Here is a 16,688-nt window from a genome sequence, read left to right as displayed (position 1 = left end):
GGACCGGACGCCAGATGACCGACAGCACCGGCGCCCCGACCACCGGCCCCGCGGAGGACGGGCTGATCCTGGGATCGGCCCCCGACTCCTGGGGGGTGTGGTTCCCCGACGACGACCGCCAGCTCCCCTGGGACCGCTTCCTCGACGAACTCGCCGCCACCGGCTACGAGTGGCTCGAACTCGGCCCCTACGGCTACCTGCCCACCGACCCCCTGCGCCTGGCCGACGAGGTGGGCCGCCGGGGCCTGAGGGTCAGCGGCGGCACCGCCTTCGGCAACCTCCACGACCCCCGCGCGCGGGAGGACACCGTGGCCGTGGTGCGCGCCGTCGCCGAGCTGACCGCCGCGGTGGGCGCCCGCCACCTCGTGCTCATCCCGCCCATGTTCCGCGACGAGAAGACCGGCGCCCACACCGAGTCGCCCGTCCTGGACGCCGACCAGTGGGCGCGGCTCACCGCCACCGCCGACGAGCTGGGCCGCATGCTCCTGGGCGAGTACGGGGTGCGGCTGTGCCTGCACCCCCACGCCGACACCCACATCCTCACCCAGCCCGACATCGAGCGCTTCCTCGACGCCACCGACCCCGACCTGGTGTCGCTGTGCCTGGACACCGGCCACGTCGCCTACGGCGGCGGCGACGCGGTGGACCTGGTCCACCGCTACTCCGAACGCGTGGGCTACGTTCACATCAAGCAGATGGACCCGGCGATCCTGCGCCGCGTCCACGCCGAGGGCCTGTCCTTCGGCGAGGCCGTCGAGCTGGGGGTGTGCGTGGAACCGCCCGCCGGGGAGCCCGCCCCCGCCGCCGTCATCGAGGCGCTGCGCGGGGTCGACGCCCGGCTCTTCGTCATCGTCGAGCAGGACCTGTACCCCTGCGAGCCGGACGTGCCCGCCCCCATCGCCGAGCGCACCCGCCGCTACCTCGGCTCCTGCGGCCTGGGCGCCCGGCGCCAGGGGAGACCCTGACCCGGACGCCCCGCCCGCCCCCGGTCCGCGACCGGGGGCGGGCACACCACCGACATCCCCTGACCGAGAAAGAACACGACCCATGCCACGCCCGAACCCTCGCACCGCGCCGGCCCTGGCCGCCGCGGCGCTCCTGCTCGCCGCCACCGCGTGCAGCTCCCAGGGGGGACGCTCCGAACCCGCCGCGGACGGCGCCGACGCCCCCGAGCTGACCATCGCCATGATCACCCACCAGGTCCAGGGCGACACCTTCTGGGACATCGTCCGCACCGGTGCCGAGGCCGCCGCCGACAAGAGCGGCGCCACGCTGGAGTACGCCGCCGACCCCGAGGCCTCCGAGCAGGCCAACCTCGTGCAGAACGCCGTCGACCGCGGCGTCGACGGCATCGCCCTCACCCTCTCCTCGCCCGACGCCATGGCCGGGGCGGTGGACGCCGCCACCGAGGCGGGCATCCCCGTGGTCGCTCTCAACGCCGGCATGGACCAGTGGCAGGACATGGGCGTCCAGCAGTACTTCGGCACCGACGAGCACCTGGCCGGGGAGGCCTTCGGCGAGCGCCTGGCCGAGGAGGGCGCCCAGAACGTCGTCTGCGTCATCCACGAGCAGGGCAACGTCTCGCTGGAGGCCCGCTGCGAGGGCCTGGCCGAGGGCTTCGGCGGCGAGTCCGACATCCTCTACGTCGACAGCGCCAACATGCCCGAGGTGCGCTCCACCATCTCCTCCCGCCTGGAGGAGTCCGCCGACATCGACCACGTGGCGGCCCTGGGCGCCCCCATCGCCGTCACCGCCGTGGACGCCGTCGCCGACGCCGGCTCGGAGGCCGTCGTGTCCACCTTCGACACCAACGCCGAACTCGTCGAGCTGATCCGCGCCGGAGACGTCGCCTGGGCCGTCGACCAGCAGCCCTACCTCCAGGGGTACCTGGCGGTCGACTCCCTGTGGCTGTACAACACCAACGGCAACACCATCGGCGGCGGAGAGGCCGTCCTCACCGGTCCGGCGTTCATCGACGAGGGCAACATCGACCAGGTGGCCGAGTACGCCGAGAGGGGGACCCGGTAGCCGTGGAGGGCACGCAGGCGCTCCGGGCGCCGGAACCGGCCGGAGAAGGGCCGCGCGGGGAGCGGGCGGCGGGGCCGCGCCGCAGGCCGCCGCTGCGCCGTCTGGCCACCCGCCCCGAACTGGGGTCGGTGCTGGGTGCGGTGGTGGTGTTCGCGGTGTTCTTCGCCGTCGCCGAACCGTTCCGCACCGCCTCGGCCCTGGGCACCGTCCTGTACGCCGGGTCGACCATCGGCATCATGGCGGTCGGCGTGGCGCTGCTGATGATCGGCGGCGAGTTCGACCTGTCGGCCGGGGTCGCGGTGATCTCCTCGGCGCTCACCGCGTCCATGACCGCCTGGTGGTTCGGGCTCAACGTGTGGGCGGGCGTGGCGATCGCGCTGGCGGTGTCGCTGGGCATCGGGTTCCTCAACGGGTGGATCCTGGTGCGCACCCGGCTGCCCAGCTTCCTGGTGACACTGGCGGTGTTCCTGATGCTCCAGGGGCTCAACGTCGCCGTCACCCGCCTGGTCGTCGACGGGGTGTCCACCCGCAACATCTCCGACATGGACGGGTTCGAGTCGGCCCGGGCGGTGTTCGCGTCCTCCTTCGCGGTGGGCGGGCTGAACCTGCGCGTCACCGTGGTGTGGTGGGTGCTGTTCACCGCCCTGGCCACCTGGGTGCTGCTGCGCACCCGGGTCGGCAACTGGGTCCAGGCGGCGGGCGGGGACGCCGAGGCGGCCCGGGCGATGGGCGTGCCGGTGGCGGGGGTGAAGATCGGGCTGTTCATGACGGTCGGGTTCTTCGCCTGGTTCTCCGGCATGCACCTGCTCTTCGCGTTCAACACCGTGCAGTCCGGGGAGGGCATCGGCAACGAGCTGCTGTACATCATGGCCGCCGTGGTCGGCGGCTGCCTGCTCACCGGCGGCTACGGCACGGTGGTGGGGGCCGCGGTGGGAGCGCTCATCTACGGGATGACCCGGCAGGGCATCGTGTACGCGGGCTGGGACAACTACCTGGTGATGTTCTTCGTCGGCGCCATGCTGCTGGCCGCCGTCGTCGTCAACGGGTGGTTCCGCGCCCAGGCCGACAAGGGGGTGGGCGGGCCGTGACCGACACGCCGCTGCTGGAACTGTCCGGGGTCGGCAAGGCCTTCGGCACCGTCCGTGCGCTCACCGGGGTCGACCTGGCGGTGCGGGCCGGCGAGGTGACCTGCGTCCTCGGCGACAACGGCGCGGGCAAGTCCACGCTGATCAAGGTCATCGCCGGACTGCACCCGCCCACCACCGGGGTCTACCGGGTGGACGGGCGCCCGGTCTCCCTGTCCTCCCCGCGCCAGGCCCGGAACCTGGGCATCGCCACCGTCCACCAGGACCTGGCGATGGCACCGCTGATGCCGGTGTGGCGCAACTTCTTCCTGGGCGAGGAGCGGCTGCGCCGGTGGGGGCCGTTCTCGATGCTGGACGCGGCGGGGATGCGCCGCACCGCCGACGCCGAACTGCGCCGGATGGGTATCGACCTGCCCGACATCGACGCGCCCGTGGGGCGGCTGTCCGGCGGCCAGCGCCAGGTGGTGGCGATCGCCCGCGCGGTGCACTTCGGCGCGCGGGTGCTGATCCTGGACGAGCCCACCGCCGCGCTGGGCGTCAAGCAGTCGGGGGTGGTGCTCAAGTACATCGCCGCCGCCCGCGAGGCCGGGCTCGGGGTCGTGTTCATCACCCACAACCCCCACCACGCCCACCTGGTCGGGGACCACTTCGTGGTGCTCAAGCTGGGAGAGGTCGAGCTGGACGCGCCCCGCGCCGAGGTGGAGCCCGAGGACCTGGTGCGCCAGATGTCGGGCGGCGCCGAGCTGGAGGACCTGCGGCACGAGCTCGAACGCGGCGCCGGCCCCGCCGCCCCGGGATAGCCGGGGCGGCCGGTCCGCGCCCGGGGTCCGGCCCGGGGCCGCGCCCGGACGCGGAGCGGCGCGCGGCGCCCCCGCGCGCCGGCGCGTGCCCCCGGGCCCGCGGCGGCCCGTTCCCGGCCGTGCGGAACGGGCCGCCGCACCCCGTGCGGCCACCCCGGGGGGAATTCCGTGGCGCTCGTCGGAAAACGTGTTACCTTCATGTCCCGTATCGACCGGAAAAGGCGATCGTGAAATCCGGTGGGGCGAAACGGCGCCGATGATCGGCGCCGGACGCGGCCCTTCCGCCGCGAACGCCCGAAACCCGGTCGGGGTCCGCCCGTCACAGCGACCGCCCGCCCTTCCCGCGTGACCCCCGGCTCCGCTCCCGCCGGGCCCGCCCCCTCCCGCGCGCCTTGGAAAGTATCGAAGATGAGCAGCCGCCCCGCCCGCCCCGCCCCCACCGGCGCCGCCCGGCCCTGGCCCGCCGACGAGACCGGCGCCTGAGCCGCGGGACCCGCCCGGTGACGGACGCCCGCGACCCCGCCGGAGCCCGTCCGCGCGCGACGGTGCGACCGCCTCCGCCCGCGGTGGGCCCCCTCCGGCCGGGCCCGCCGTGGCCGGCCCCGGAGGCCGGCCGGCCGGGCGCGGCGCCCCGGCCGGCGGACGGGGGGTGCACGGGGCGGTCCCCGCGGCGCGGCCCGCTCCGAGCGGCCGGAACGGCGCCCTCCCCGCAACCGCGCCGCCCCGGACGACCGATTCTCATCGCCCTTCCCCCTTATTCCGCTTTCCGGAGCCGCCCGGGTCCGTCATCCTTTTCTCCGCGGTCCTGCGCGGGAGCCGACCGACGGTGCGAAGCGTGTGTCCGGCCGAACACGGAAACAGAATCGACAGGTCGCAATGAGCAGTGAGAGAACAGCCGGGAGTGACGTCTCGGGAATTCGCTTCCGGCTGCTGGGGACCCTGGAGGTGGGCGGTGCCGACGGCCTCGTCCACGTGCCGCTGGGACGCCAGCAGACGGTTCTGACGGCACTGCTGCTGGATCTCAACCGCGTGGTCTCCATCGAGGCGCTGATGGACACGCTCTGGTCGCACGACCCGCCCGAGACCGCCCGCACCCAGGTGCAGATCTGCATCTCCCGCCTGCGCCGCCGGCTGGGCCCCCTCCGCGCCGTGATCGACACCCGCTCCTCCGGCTACCTCCTCCGCGCCGACCCGGAGACGGTCGACCTCTACCTGTTCCGCGTCCGGGTGCGCCGGGCGGGAGCGGCGGAGAAGGCGGGGCGCACGGAGGAGGCCTCCGACCTGCTGCGCGAGGCGGACGACCTCTGGCGCGGTCCGGCGCTCGACGGAATCGACACCGACGCCATGAGGACGCGGGCCGCGCGGATCGGCGCGGAGAGGACCGACGCCCTGGAGCGGCGCCTGGCACTCGACCTCGAACTCGGCAGGCACGCCCGCCTGGTGACGGAGATCCCGGCGCTCCTGGAGGAGAACCCCCTGCGGGAGCGGCTGTGCGCCCACCTGATGCTCGCGCTCTACCGGTCGGGGAGGAAGGGGGAGGCACTGGAGGTCTACCGGGCCTTCCGGGCCCGGCTCGTCGAGGCGCTCGGCCTGGAACCCGGAGAGGAACTGCGCACCCTGGAGAGGGCCGTCCTCGCCCAGGACCCGGCCCTGGAACCGCGCGAGCGCGCCGCCCCGGCCGCCCCGCGGGAGGAGCCGCCGCCGATCGACCAGCGCCTGCTGTTCCAGCTGCCCGGCCCGACCCCGGACTTCATCGGGCGCGAGGACACCGAGGCGGCCGTGGCCCAGGCCCTGGTCCGCGCCGGGGGGTCCTCCGGCGTCGCGGTGATCCTGGGACCGCCCGGCATCGGCAAGAGCGCGGCGGCCGTGCACGTCGCCTACCGGCTGGCGCGGGAGTACTTCCCGGACGGCCAGCTCTACTGCGACCTGAGGGGGACGGGCGGGTCGCCGCTGTCGCCGTCGCAGGTGCTGGGACGCTTCCTGCGCGCCCTCGGCGTACCCGGCCAGGCCATCCCGGACGACCTGGACGAACGCGCCGTGATGTACCGCGGCCTCCTGGCCTCCCGGCGCGTCCTGGTCGTCCTGGACGACGCCTCCTCCGAGGCGCAGGTGGCACCGCTGATCCCCGGCGGCGGCACCTGCGGGGTCCTGGTCACCTCACGGGCCCGGCTGACGGGCATCCCGGGCGCCCGCCGCTTCGACCTGGACCCCCTGGCGGAGGACCACGCGGTCGCTCTCCTGCGCCGGGTGGTCGGCGCCGCCCGGGTGGAGGCCGACCCCGGGGCCGCGCGCCGCCTGGTGGGGATGGTCGGCCGGCTGCCGCTGGCGCTGCGGATCGTGGCGGCCAGGCTGGCGGCCAAACCGCACTGGACACTGCCGACGATCGTCGAGAGGCTGTCCGACGAACGCCGCCGGCTCGACGAACTGGTCCACGGCGACATGAAGGTCCGGACCAGCCTGTCCCTCAGCCACCAGGCGCTGGACGGGGCCGGCGCACGGCTGTTCGGCCTGCTCGGCCTCGTGGAGGCGCCGGTCATCCCGGTGTGGGCGGCGGGAGCGCTGCTGGACGACCGGGGCACGGCCCCGGCCGACCTGGTGGAGACGCTGGTGGACACGCACCTGCTCGGCGCCGTCGGTGTCGACGGCGCCGGAGGGCCGGTCTACCGCTTCCACGACCTGGTACGCGAGTACGCGAGGGAGAAGGGGGAGCAGGACCCCTCCGCCGGGACGGAGCAGGTGCGCCGGTGGGCCGGGGGCTGGCTCTTCCTGACGGAGGAGGCGAACAGGAGGGTCTTCGGCGTCAACCTCCTGCGCGCCGTGGGGAGCGGTGCCCGCTGGTCGCCGCCCCCGGACTACGTCGAGCGCCTGCTCACCGACCCGCACCAGTGGATGGAGCGCGAACGGGTCAACATCCTGGCCGTCATCCGGCAGGCGGCGCGGGCCGGCCTGGACGAGGAGTGCTGGGAGCTGGTCTCCCAGTTCTGCGTGTACGCCGAGAGGCGCGGCTTCTTCGACGACTTCGCCGAGGCGCTGGAGTCCGCGACGGAGGCCGTCCGCGCCTCGGGCAACGTCCGGGGGATCGCGGCGATGGACTTCTCGTCCGCCTCGCTGATGATCAACCGCGGGGAGATCCACGGCGCCGAACGGGGGCTGGCCCGGGCGCTCGCGGGGTTCTCCGAGGTCGGGGAGGGGTTCGGCGCGGCGCTGTGCCGGGAGTGGATGGCCGAGCTCGCCTACTGGCGCGGCGACACGGAGGCGGCCCGGGAGCTGTGCGAGACGGCGCTGGCCGGTTTCACGTCCGAGGGGCGGGCGAGCGCCGTGTGGCGCTCCCTGGTGCTGCTGGGCCGGATGTCCGCGGACCGCGGGGAGTACGAGGACGGGCGGGCCCACCTGGTACGCGCACTGGCGAGCGCGGAGATGTCCGGCGACCCCCGGGCGTGCTCCCAGGTCCTGCACCAGATCGCCGGGGTGGACCTGGCGAGCGGTGCGTACTCCGACGCCAGGGACCGCTTCCACGAGGCGCTCGAACTGATCGCCGACCCCGGCGACCCCGTGGGCGAGGCGCTGCTCGGGTTCGGGCTGGGACGGGCCCACATCGCCCTGGGGGAAACGGACTCGGCGCGGGAGTTCCTGGAACGCTCGCTGGAGCTGTGGGAGCACCTGGGGGACCAGGAGGGGGTGTCCCAGGTCAAGGGCGTCCTCGACGACATCCCGGTGGTGGCGCGCCGCGCGGTGTGACCGTGTCCGGCCCGCGGGGGCCGGGGCGGTCGCACCGCACGGCGCGTGCGGCGCCGCCGGCGCCGCACGCGCGAGGGGCCGGTGGGGCGGCCCCGCTCACACGCCGGCGTCGGGCCAGCCGGGCGGGCACCACAGGATGGAGATCTGCGGGCACGTGACGAAGGACGGGGCGCAGAAGATCTGCTGGGTCACCACGGGTTCGTCCGCCGCGGCCGCCGTCGCGTCCAGGGACTGCTCGTTGATCTCTTCGAGGATGCCGACGTTCCTATCACGCATGATGATCCGCTCTCTTCGGGTTCCCCGCGTCCGGGCCGGGTGCGCGGGCGCCTGGTCCCGCTGCCGTTGTCCGGGAGCCGGAAGGCGTTCCTGACCGGCCACCCTGCCACCCCGCGGCACCGCTTTCCATTGGACTTTGGGGAGAGGCCGCGCCTTCGGTCCGATCAGTGGCCCCCACCCTCCCCAAAGGCCAATACCGGCCCGATCACCGCGGTGCCAGGATGATGCGTGTCCGAGAGGCGATGCCTTTTCCGGTAACGAGACACGGTGTGGTGAGAACGACATGACCAATAAGAACGTCAGCATCCTCGAAGAGATCTCCGAACAGGGACTGGACGCCGTCGGCGCGGGATCCGACGCCGATCCCAACAGCATCAGCATCGCGAGCCTCTGCCCCAGCTGCCTGGCCAGTTGGGCCATCGGCAACCCCGGGTGGGCCTGCACGCTGTCCGTGGAGTGCCAGGGCAGCTGCTAGCCGGGCGAAGACGGTACGGATCCGTCCGCCGTCCTCACCGCCGGGCGGGGGCATCGGAGAAAGAGCACGGTGTCCTCCATGCCCCTGCCGGAAAAAACGGAGAACGGAAAGTGCTCTCCCCTTCTTCTCGTTCGGTCGTCGGATCTTTTCGTGGTCTCGTTCCGCGCGGTGCCCGGCCCGCGTTCCTTGGAGTCTTTCTATGTTCGAAGTGACACCGGATGACATATCCCGTGCCCTGGACACCTATCTTCCGGAACTCGATTCCGAGGAGACCCGGGACCGGCTGCACGGCAAGCTCCTGCGCGACCTCTCGGCCCCCGACACCGCCGGCGACCCGGACCCGCGCGACTTCCCCGCCCCCGCCGCCTACGACCCGGCCCTGGACGCCAAGGGCCAGATGGAGGACTACTTCCGCCACCACGTCCTGGCGTGGACCGAGGGGGTCGAGGCGAAGGTGTCCGCGTCCCCGCAGGTGGCCGCGGACGGCTCCGTCTTCGCCGACTTCGTCGCGACCCAGTCGGGGCGGGTCGCCTGGCTCATGACCCGCACCCTCCTGGAGGTGCTGTACGAGCGCAGGGCCCGGGGGGAGCTGGAGGGGGACGACCCGCAGGAGCGGTACGCGAGTTTTCGCCGGTGGACCAACAGCGCGCAGGGCCACGGGGCGCTCCTGGCCGAGAACCCCCACCTCTTCCGTACCGCGCGCGAGCAGGTGCGCACGGCCGCGTCCCACCTCCTGCACGTGCTCTCCGAGGTGGAGCGCAACCGCGGCCTGCTGGACGAGCGGATCCCCGGGGTGGTCCCCGGGAGCAGGATCACGACCGTGGCCCTGGGCCAGGGGGACACGCACAACGGCGGACGGACGGTCGCGCGCGTCGTCTTCGACGACGGCGGGCAGGTCGTCCACAAGCCCAGGCCCATGGAGGCCGAGGCGGGCTACCACGGGTTCGTGGGCTGGATGAACGAGCGGCTGGGGACCGACCTGCGCACCCTCGCCGTGCTCCCCTGCGGGGACGAGGGCTTCGTCGAGTACGTGAGCACGGGGACCTGGGACTCCGGCACGGAGGAGTACTTCGCCCGGATCGGCCGGCTCACGGGCATCCTCTACCTCCTCAAAGCGGTCGACATCCACTACGAGAACGTGGTGACGAGCGACCGCGGCCCGGTGGTCGTCGACACCGAGACACTGCTGACCCCCCGGATGGCCGAGGAACCCGCGGAGGGGGAGGGGTCCGCGTGGCGGCACGCCGTCCGCACGCTCAAGGACTCGGTCGTGACCATCGGAGTCCTGCCCCTGGTCATGAAGCCCAACGGGGCCGACACCGGGATCGACGTGGGGGTCATCGGGTACGCGCAGGGCCAGCAGAGCCCCTACCGGAACATCCGGTTCCGCAACCCCGGCCGCGACGACATGTTCGCGGAACTGGCCTCGGCCGTCGCCTCGGAGGCCAACGCGAACCCGTCGGTGTCGCAGAACGCCCCCCTGCCGGTCACCGAGCAGCGCGACATCCTCAAACGCGAGCTGCGCCGGGTCCTGCTCCACGCCCGCGACCACCGGCAGGAGGTCGCCGGCGCCATCGGCCGCTTCCTGGGCGGGGCGCGGTTCCGGTTCCTGAACAACGCCACGCTCTTCTACATGCAGCTGCTGCGCATGGCGACCCACCCGGACGCCCTGCGCGACCGGCTGGTCAGGACGGCGGTGCTGCACCGCACCGCCCTGCGCCCGGACACCGCCGCCGAGGTCGGCGACGACGAGACGCGGCAGCTGCTCCGGGGGGACGTCCCCTACTTCACCTACACGGCGGACTCCCGGGACCTGGAGGCCGTGGACCGGACGGTGCTCCGGGAGGCCTTCGCCGAGTCCGGGCTGGAGTCCACCCTGGCCCGGCTCGCCGGCCTCGACACGGCGGAGGTGGAACGGCAGCTCACGCTGGTCGACTTCACCTTCGTCGACAAGCTCCCCCGGGAGTGGGAGACCACCGGGTTCACCCCGCGGGGCGCCCGCAGGGGGCAGGACCCCAAGCCCGGCCGGAACCGGTTCCTCGCCGAGGCCGTCCGTATCGGCGACGCCCTCGTCGACGGCATGATCGTCGGAAAGGACGGCAGCCACCCCGCGACCTGGATCGCCCCCGTGGTGATGGGAGCGGAGGAGAACCAGTGGAGCCCCGGGGTCCTCGCGTTCGACCTGTACAGCGGAACACCCGGAATCGCCCTCGTCCTGGCCGGCCTGGCCCGCGAGACCGGGGACACCCGGTACCGGAACGCCGCCCTGAAGGTCATCGACCCCCTGGAAGCGCGGCTCAAGGACGGGACGCTGGCGGAGCTGCGCGCCTCGGTCGGCGGCATGAGCGGGCTGAGCGGAACCCTCTACTGCCTGGACACCGCCCGGCGCCTGCTGGGCACCCCCGGCGCGATGACCCCGGGGGAGCGGGCCGACCTGATCGTGAAGGCGGCCGGCCCCGGGGGCGCCACCGACTTCCTGTCCGGTACGACCGGTGCCCTGGCCGCCTGTATGGCCCTGCACCGGTACTCCGTGAACGAGGACGACCGCAAGCGCACGGCCGCCGCGGCGGCGAGCATCGTCGCGCTCGGGCCGGAGGCGTTCGGGGTGGACACCGCGACCGCGCGGGCGACCGAGTACCTCGGCTACGCGCACGGCGCGGCCGGGGTCGCCCCCTGGCTGATCGAGTACGGGACCGTCTTCGGGGACGAGGGCATCCGGGACCTGGGGGTCCGGGCCATGCGCGCCGTCGCGGACGCCTACGACGAGACCGACCGGGACTGGCCCCGCGAATGGAGCGGGGAGGAGGCGAACCGCGCCTACGGCTGGTGCCACGGGGCTCCGGGACTGCTCATGGGGGCCGTGTCCGCGGTGCGGCACGTGCCCGACGCCTTCCCCCGGGACCGGCTCGCGCGCCTGGCGGAGCTCACCCTCGAACGCGGTTTCGGCAACAACACCACGTACTGCCACGGGGACCTGGGCACCGCGGAGGCGGTCCTGCTGGCGGAGCGGACGGTCCCCGGCCTCGTCGGCGAGGAGGTGACCGCCGACCTCTACCCCCGGCTGTTCACCGAGGTGCTCGAACGCTACGACACCAGGGCGGCCGGCAAGTACGCCTTCAGCAACAGCCTGATGCTGGGCCAGGCCGGCATCGCCTGGTCCCTTCTCCGCCACCTGGACCCCCGGACCTACCCCTCCGTGCTGCGGCTCTCCTAGGCCGCGGTCCCCGAGCGGGTCCCGCGGGCGGCACGTCCGCCCGCGGGACCGCCACGGCCCCCGGTCCCGGGGGCCGACCACCCAGAAGAAGGGAAGACCTCATGACCACGATGCTCCTGGACGCCAGTACCGGCTTCATCTCCGAAGAGGAGCTGGAGGCGATCACCGAGACGCCCGGGGGGTCGGTCGGCGAGGACATGATGCCCATCGCCACCTCCGTCCCGTGCGCCATCTCGGCGACGGTCGCCTCGGTCACCGCCATCAGCGCCGCCTGGGGGGACGGGTGCCCCACCACCGTCTGCACCAGCAGGTGCTGAAGGTGCCGTCCAGGGCGCCCCGGCCGCGTGGCGGGGCGCCCGCTCCCGCAGTCGACGAACAAGGGAAGAACCGGGGGAGAGCGCGCATGGGGACAGGACTGGACGACGACACCCTGCACCGCCTGGTCCGCGATCGTGTGGAGGAGAAGAGCGGCCTCTTCGGTGGGTTCTACCGGCCCCTCCTCCTCGACTGCGCACAGCGCATGCGGGCATGGGAGCCGGACCGGGGACCCGGGTACGCGCGGTCGGTCGACCCGCGGGGCCTGGCGGCCTCCGTCCTGGGCTCGGTCATGGACCTGTGCCAGTCCATCGGCGCGCGCACCCTGATCACCGCCTTCCGGTCGCAGGAGGACTCCCGCGGGCGCCCCCGCCTCGGATACGCCGACTTCCACGCCCGGGTCCGCACGGACGCGGGCCGCCGGGAGCTGTTCGACGACTTCCCCGAACTGGAGCGCCTGCTGGTCCTGGCGGCGCGGCGCCGGGTGGACCTCGTGCGCGAGGTCGTCGACGCGGTGCGGCGCGACGCCGCCGAACTGGCGCGCGAGTTCGGCGCGCGCGGCCGGGTCGCGGCCGTCTCCCCCGGACTGGGGGACTCCCACCGCGGCGGGCGGACCGTGTGCTTCGTCACCTTCGACAACGGGGTGTCGGTCGTCTACAAGCCGCAGCGGCGGAGCTGCCACGCACTGGTCGACACCCTGCGCTCCGCCGTCGACGGGGACGGCGGCTTCTTCGGCCCCCTGTTCCCGAAGGCGCTGGTACGGCCGGAGTACGTATGGCAGGGGGTCGTCCGCCACACGCACCTCGACGGCCCCGGGGACGCCGCAGAGTACTTCCGCCGCTTCGGGCGGTCGGCCGCCCTGCTCTCCCTGATCGGCGCCAACGACCTGCACTACGAGAACGTGATCGCGACCGCCCGCGGCCCCGTCGTCGTCGATACCGAGACGCTGGTCTCCCTCCCCAACCGCCCGGACCCGGAGAACCGCCACGCGGTCGGCGACGACGTCGAGGCGTCGGTCCTCAACACCCTCCTCTTCCCCGCCCGGTACCCGGGCATGGTGCTGGACATGGACATCTCCGCCATCGGCAACGTCCGGCGGTCGCGGTCGCGCAGCCTGGACAGCTTCGTCGTGGTGGACGAGGGCACGGACGACATCAGGTTCGACAAGGTGGCGGTCACCATGGAGCCTGGGCCGAACGTGGCGGCGGCGCACGACGGGTGGGTGGACCCCGCGATGTGGGTCGACGAGGTCGTCGCGGGCTTCCGGGAGGCGCACGGCCGGCTCCGCGAGCGCGCCGGGGAGGTCGAGGAGGTCCTGAGCCGCGTCGACGACTGGTCCGTCCGCCAGATCGTGCGCCCGACCTTCGTCTACTCGCGTTTCCTCCAGGCCTCCACCCACCCCGCCTACCTGCGCGACGCGCGGGACCGGAGGAGGCTGTTCGAAAAGCTGCCCCGGCACCACCGGGGGGTGGCCCAGGACGGCCGCGACGCCGTGTTCGAGGAGGAGGTCCGCTCCCTCCTGGACATGGACATCCCCTTCTACGAGGTGGGGTGCGACTCACGCGCCATGGCGGGCACCGGCGCCACCGTCGCCGACGCCGTCGCGGTCACCCCCCGCCGGTCCGCGCTCGCACGCGTCCGCGCGTTCTTCGACCGGCCCGTCGAGCGCGACCTCGCCTACATCCGCTACGCCCTGGCCTGCTCTCCCGACGACGTCTGGGAGGAGCGGCACGGCGCGTTCGAGGAGGAGGCGCCGCACGGCCGGACGCTGCTGCCGGAATTGGCCGATCCGGGCCCCTGGCACGCCCGGCTGGCCGACCTCGCCCTGGGCGGGGCCGAGCGGCCGACCTGGATCATGCCGGTGCTGGACGGGACGGCGCTGCGCTTCGGCACCGTCAACCCCCTCCTCCACGAGGGGGGCGGCCTCCTGCTGTACCTCGCCGGGGCCGCACGGGCGCAAGGGGGGAACGGGACGGGGATCGACGTGGGCGGTGCCTACGCGGCCGCCGTCGAGAAACCGCTGCCCTCTCCCGCCGCGCCGACCCCGCTGTCCCTGTCCCCCTTCACCGGGAACCTCTCCCAGCGGGTCACGGGGCTGGAACTCGAACGGCTCGGTGTCGGAGTGCGGGAGGCGCTGCCGCGGACCGCTTTCGAGAACCGCCGGGAGACCGGCCCCGACGGCCTGTCGGTGGAGGACTTCGACTACCTCAACGGTCTCGGCGGCTACCTCGCCTACCGCGGTGAGTACGAGGACCCGGACGATCCGGTGCTCCCCGGACTGGAACCGGCCCGGCTCCTGGAGCGGCTCGTCGACCTCGACGGCCCCCCGACCGGGCACGGCGGCGAGCTCGGGCTGGCCCACGGCCGCTTCGGGCGGATCGTCGCGATGAGCGCCATGGTGCGGCAGGGGGAGGACGCCTCGGGCCGGGCCGCCGCGCACCTGGAGCGCTTCGCCTCGGCCTACCTGCGCCACCGGTGGCGCGACGACGCCCTGCGGGACCGCGCCGGGAGCGGCGGCTGGTGCAAGGGGTACGCCGGCGTGGCCTTCGGCCTGACCAAACTCCTGCGGGCCCTGGGCCACTCGGCCGCGCAGACCCGGGCCGCGATCGCGCCCGAGGTGGAGCGGGTGGTGGGCGACGACCCGGGGCGCGACATCAGCTTCTGCCACGGGGTCTCCGGACGCGTGGCCATGCTGTGCTGGCTCGCGGACCGGCTCGACTGGCCCGAACTCCGCACGGAGGCGAAGGCGCTCGGCGCCCGGTTCCTGGAACGCCACGGCGACGGTACCTGGACGTGTGGCGTGGGGATCGCGCTGGACCTTCCCTCGTTCCTCTTCGGGCTGTCCGGATGGCACTTCACCCGGCTGATGGCCGACGACCCGTCCGTCGAGCTCCCACTGTGCCTGGGGGGCCGCTGACGCCCGCGCGACCCGTACGCGGGCCCGCGCGGTCTCGCGCGGACCGCGGGGAGACGCATCAACACCCGTGTCCGGCGTTCGGGGGCGAGCGCCGGACACCACCGAGAACAAGGAAGGAAACGGTATGGCACACCAACAGGCCGTGATCGCGGTACGGGGGCTGTCCAAACACTTCGGCGGCATCCGGGCCGTCGACGACGTGTCCTTCGACGTGGGACGGGGGCGGATCGCCGGTTTCCTCGGCCCCAACGGGGCCGGCAAGACCACCACCCTGCGGGCGCTGCTCGGCCTCGTCAGGCCGACCGCGGGCAGCGCCCTCGTGCTGGGGGAGCCCTACGGGAAACTCCGCGGACCGCTGCGCAGGGCGGGGGTGTCGCTGGACGGGAACGCGTTCGTCCCGGGGCGGACCGGCCGCGCGCACCTCCTCTGCTACGCCGGCCCGGCCGGAACCGGGAAGCGGCGTGTCGGCGAGCTGCTGTCCCTGGTCGACCTGGAGGGGGCGGCCGACCGCCCGGTGGGCGGCTACTCCACCGGTATGAGGCAGCGCCTGTCCCTGGCCGCGGCGCTGCTGGGGGAACCCGAGCTGCTCGTCCTCGACGAGCCGTCCAACGGGCTCGACCCGGACGGCATCATCTGGCTGCGGACCTTCCTCAAGGAGTTCGCCGGGTCGGGAGGGACGGTCCTGCTCTCCAGCCACCTGCTCGGCGAGATGCAGCGGACCATCGACGACGTCGTCCTCGTCGACCACGGGCGACTCGTCCACTCCGGCCCCCTGGAGGAGCTGCTGCATCCGGACCAGTGCGTCCTCGCCCCCGAACAGGGGGCCGGGGAGAAGGTGGCCGCGGCACTCGCGGAAGCGGGAACGGAGCACCGCCCCCTGCCCGACGGCCGCCTGTGGGCCGGGGCCGGGGCGGACCGCGTGCGCGCCGCCCTGGAGGAGGCGGGGGAAGCGGTGTACGGAACGCGGAGGGAACCGTGCGGACTGGAGGAGATGTTCGTGCTCCTCACCCGCGCGGCGGAGAAGGGGGACGCCCGGTGATCGTCCAGTTCACCTCGGAGCTCAGGAAGATCACCTCCACCCGGATGTGGTGGCTGATGCTCGCGGGCATGGTGGCGTACAGCGCGGCCTTCACCGCCTTCCTCACCTCGTCCCCCTTCCTGACCTCCCGGAGCCCGGTCGACCTCGCGACCCCCGAGTCCGCGGTGATCGCCTACAACATCGCCCCGGCCATCGCCTACGTCTTCCCCCTCGCGGTGGGGGTCCTCGTCATCACCCACGAGTACCGGTACCGCACCATCTCCCAGACCCTGCTCGCCGAACCGCACCGCCCCACCGTCTTCGGGGCCAAGCTCCTGGCCGGCCTGTGCGTGGCGTTCGTCTTCGGCGTCTCCTCGGTCGGCGTGTGCGTCCTGGTCGTCGTGGGCGTCCTCTCCTTCCACGGGCAGGACACCCACCTCGCCTCGCCGGCCATCCTGACCGCGATCGCGGGGTCCGTCGTGGTGCTCACGCTGTGGGGCCTGGTCGGGGTGGGGGTCGGCGCGCTGGTCCGCGACCAGCTGGTCGCGATCGTGGGCCTCGTCGTGCTGACCCAGTTCGTCGAACCCATGGCGCGGACGGTCCTGTCGGGTGTGGGCCCGCGGTGGCTCACGCTCGTGTTCCCGGGGATCGCCGGAGACGTCGCGGCGGGCGGGACGGCCTACAACGCCATGACCGGGAACGCCGTCGCGTCACAGGGCTCGGGATTCCTGGTGCTCGCCGTGTACGCCCTGGTGTTCTCCGTGCTGGGGAGCCTGAGGTTCTCGCGGTACGAGGTGGCCTGAGGGCCGGACCGGGACGGGG

Annotated in this window: 12 protein-coding genes; 11 read left to right on the top strand and 1 reads right to left on the bottom strand. The window is 73.6% G+C overall.

What is annotated here, in order from left to right; translation table 11 throughout:
- Nucleotides 1-14: 14 nt before the first annotated feature.
- From BUE45_RS13145 to BUE45_RS13125, 5 genes are all read left to right on the top strand, one after another.
- Complete coding sequence (locus BUE45_RS13145; protein ID WP_073379466.1) at nt 15-965, top strand: TIM barrel protein; 951 nt, start codon at nt 15-17, stop codon at nt 963-965.
- Nucleotides 966-1,047: 82 nt separating this feature from the next.
- Nucleotides 1,048-2,028, top strand: a complete 981-nt coding sequence (locus BUE45_RS13140; RefSeq protein ID WP_073379464.1) for a substrate-binding domain-containing protein — start codon at nt 1,048-1,050, stop codon at nt 2,026-2,028.
- 2 nt (nt 2,029-2,030) lie between these two features.
- Nucleotides 2,031-3,116, top strand: a complete 1,086-nt coding sequence (locus BUE45_RS13135) for an ABC transporter permease (protein WP_084737205.1) — start codon at nt 2,031-2,033, stop codon at nt 3,114-3,116.
- Entirely contained in the window at nt 3,113-3,913 is an 801-nt protein-coding gene (locus BUE45_RS13130) for an ATP-binding cassette domain-containing protein (protein WP_073379462.1), read from the top strand. Before BUE45_RS13135 ends, BUE45_RS13130 begins: the two co-directional genes overlap by 4 nt.
- Before the next feature lie 876 nt (nt 3,914-4,789).
- Nucleotides 4,790-7,651, top strand: coding sequence for an AfsR/SARP family transcriptional regulator (locus tag BUE45_RS13125; protein ID WP_245833104.1), 2,862 nt, complete (start codon nt 4,790-4,792; stop codon nt 7,649-7,651).
- A gap of 96 nt (nt 7,652-7,747) precedes the next feature.
- On the opposite strand, the gene BUE45_RS13120 is transcribed toward BUE45_RS13125, so the two are convergent.
- Nucleotides 7,748-7,927: a hypothetical protein gene (locus BUE45_RS13120; protein WP_073379460.1), complete on the bottom strand. Its 180-nt coding sequence runs from the start codon at nt 7,925-7,927 to the stop codon at nt 7,748-7,750.
- Between the two features lie 283 nt (nt 7,928-8,210).
- On the opposite strand from BUE45_RS13120, the gene BUE45_RS13115 reads away from it, so the two are divergent.
- The 6 genes from BUE45_RS13115 (at nt 8,211) to BUE45_RS13090 (ending at nt 16,669) form a co-directional block, all read left to right on the top strand.
- Nucleotides 8,211-8,402, top strand: a complete 192-nt coding sequence (locus tag BUE45_RS13115; protein WP_073379458.1) for a plantaricin C family lantibiotic — start codon at nt 8,211-8,213, stop codon at nt 8,400-8,402.
- Nucleotides 8,403-8,601: 199 nt separating this feature from the next.
- Nucleotides 8,602-11,616 (top strand): type 2 lanthipeptide synthetase LanM, encoded by a 3,015-nt coding sequence (lanM, locus tag BUE45_RS13110; RefSeq protein ID WP_073379456.1) that lies wholly within the window; start codon nt 8,602-8,604, stop codon nt 11,614-11,616.
- 101 nt (nt 11,617-11,717) lie between these two features.
- Nucleotides 11,718-11,933 carry a hypothetical protein gene (locus BUE45_RS13105; protein WP_073379454.1) on the top strand — a complete coding sequence of 72 codons (216 nt, stop codon included), beginning with the start codon at nt 11,718-11,720 and terminating at the stop codon, nt 11,931-11,933.
- 86 nt (nt 11,934-12,019) lie between these two features.
- The gene (lanM, locus tag BUE45_RS13100; RefSeq protein ID WP_073379452.1) at nt 12,020-14,848 is read left to right on the top strand and encodes a type 2 lanthipeptide synthetase LanM; all 2,829 of its coding nucleotides are present in this window, start codon (nt 12,020-12,022) and stop codon (nt 14,846-14,848) included.
- 124 nt (nt 14,849-14,972) lie between these two features.
- Nucleotides 14,973-15,887, top strand: a complete 915-nt coding sequence (locus BUE45_RS13095; RefSeq protein ID WP_073379450.1) for an ABC transporter ATP-binding protein — start codon at nt 14,973-14,975, stop codon at nt 15,885-15,887.
- Complete coding sequence (locus BUE45_RS13090) at nt 15,884-16,669, top strand: hypothetical protein (protein ID WP_084737203.1); 786 nt, start codon at nt 15,884-15,886, stop codon at nt 16,667-16,669. Before BUE45_RS13095 ends, BUE45_RS13090 begins: the two co-directional genes overlap by 4 nt.
- Nucleotides 16,670-16,688 lie beyond the last annotated feature (19 nt).

The organism is Nocardiopsis flavescens (genome assembly GCF_900141985.1).
Classification (GTDB): domain Bacteria; phylum Actinomycetota; class Actinomycetes; order Streptosporangiales; family Streptosporangiaceae; genus Nocardiopsis; species Nocardiopsis flavescens.
This window is presented reverse-complemented; position numbering and strand designations above follow the sequence as displayed.